This window comes from Amycolatopsis sp. cmx-4-61, from assembly GCF_046548775.1.
GTDB lineage: Bacteria > Actinomycetota > Actinomycetes > Mycobacteriales > Pseudonocardiaceae > Amycolatopsis.
In genome coordinates this window covers 1-949 of record NZ_JAEBEI010000065.1, presented here as the reverse complement: position 1 = coordinate 949, position 949 = coordinate 1, and the positions used below count along the sequence as shown (strand labels likewise).

Here is a 949-nt window from a genome sequence, read left to right as displayed (position 1 = left end):
TAGGGCGTGTCTGACAAAGCCTTGGTCCAAGTGATCACTGCATGGAGAACAACCGCTGATCGGTAGACGATGGCGAGCTTGTCGTAGCGAGTGGCCAGGCCGCGCCATTGTTTGAGCAGGTTGAACCGTCGTTCGACCACGTTGCGGCCGCGGTAGTCAACCGCATCGAAGGCGGGTGGTCGCCCGCCGCGGGAACCGCGGCGTTTGCGGTGCCCGGCCTGATCAGCAGGCTCGGGAATCACCGCAGCGATGCCGCGAGCGCGCAGATGCCCACGGATCGCCCGCGAGGAATAGGCCTTGTCACCGCGGACGCGGTCGGGCCGGGTCCGGGCCCGACCGCGTCCACGGCGAGGGACGTGCAGATGCCGCATCAGGTGCGGGAACATCGGCGCATCTCCGGCCTGACCAGGACCGAGCAGCGTTACCAGTGGCCGGCCGTTCCCGTCGACCAGGTGGTGCACCTTGGTGCTCCAGCCGCCGCGGGAGCGGCCGATGGCGTGGTCAGGCGGCTCGGTCAGCAGATCCGTGTAGTTCGACCCAGCCCCCTGTGGGGCGGGTGATGTTGGTGGCGTGCTGATGCGCCCGCACGATCGTGGAATCCACCGACACCGACCAATCGACCAGGCCGACCGCGTCAGCTTCGGCGAGCAGGCGTTCCAGCACGATGTCCCAGGTGCCGTCGCCGGCCATCCGGCGATGCCAGGTCCAGATCGTCTGCCACGGACCGAACACCGCCGGCACATCCCGCCAGGCCAGGCCGCACCGATACCGGTAGATGATCCCCTCGACCATCGCTCGCGCATCCGAAAACGGCCGACCACGCCTACCGGTCCGGACCGGCAGCAAGTCTTCGATCAACGCCCACTGATCATCGGAGAGCAACTGAAACCGCGACACGACCAGCAGCATCCCAGCAGCCAGCCGGAACTTTTGTCAGACACGCCCTAGG

The 949-nt window shown here is 67.0% G+C and carries 2 protein-coding genes; both read right to left on the bottom strand.

The annotated features are described in order from the left end of the window. Positions 1-461: transposase (locus ACLJOU_RS46920; protein ID WP_410575788.1), on the bottom strand; the 461-nt coding region annotated here is incomplete at its 3' end. A 40-nt stretch (positions 462-501) separates the two neighbouring features. Continuing rightward, positions 502-909, bottom strand: coding sequence for a transposase (locus tag ACLJOU_RS46915; protein ID WP_410575787.1), 408 nt, complete (start codon positions 907-909; stop codon positions 502-504). Between the last annotated feature and the right edge of the window lie 40 nt (positions 910-949).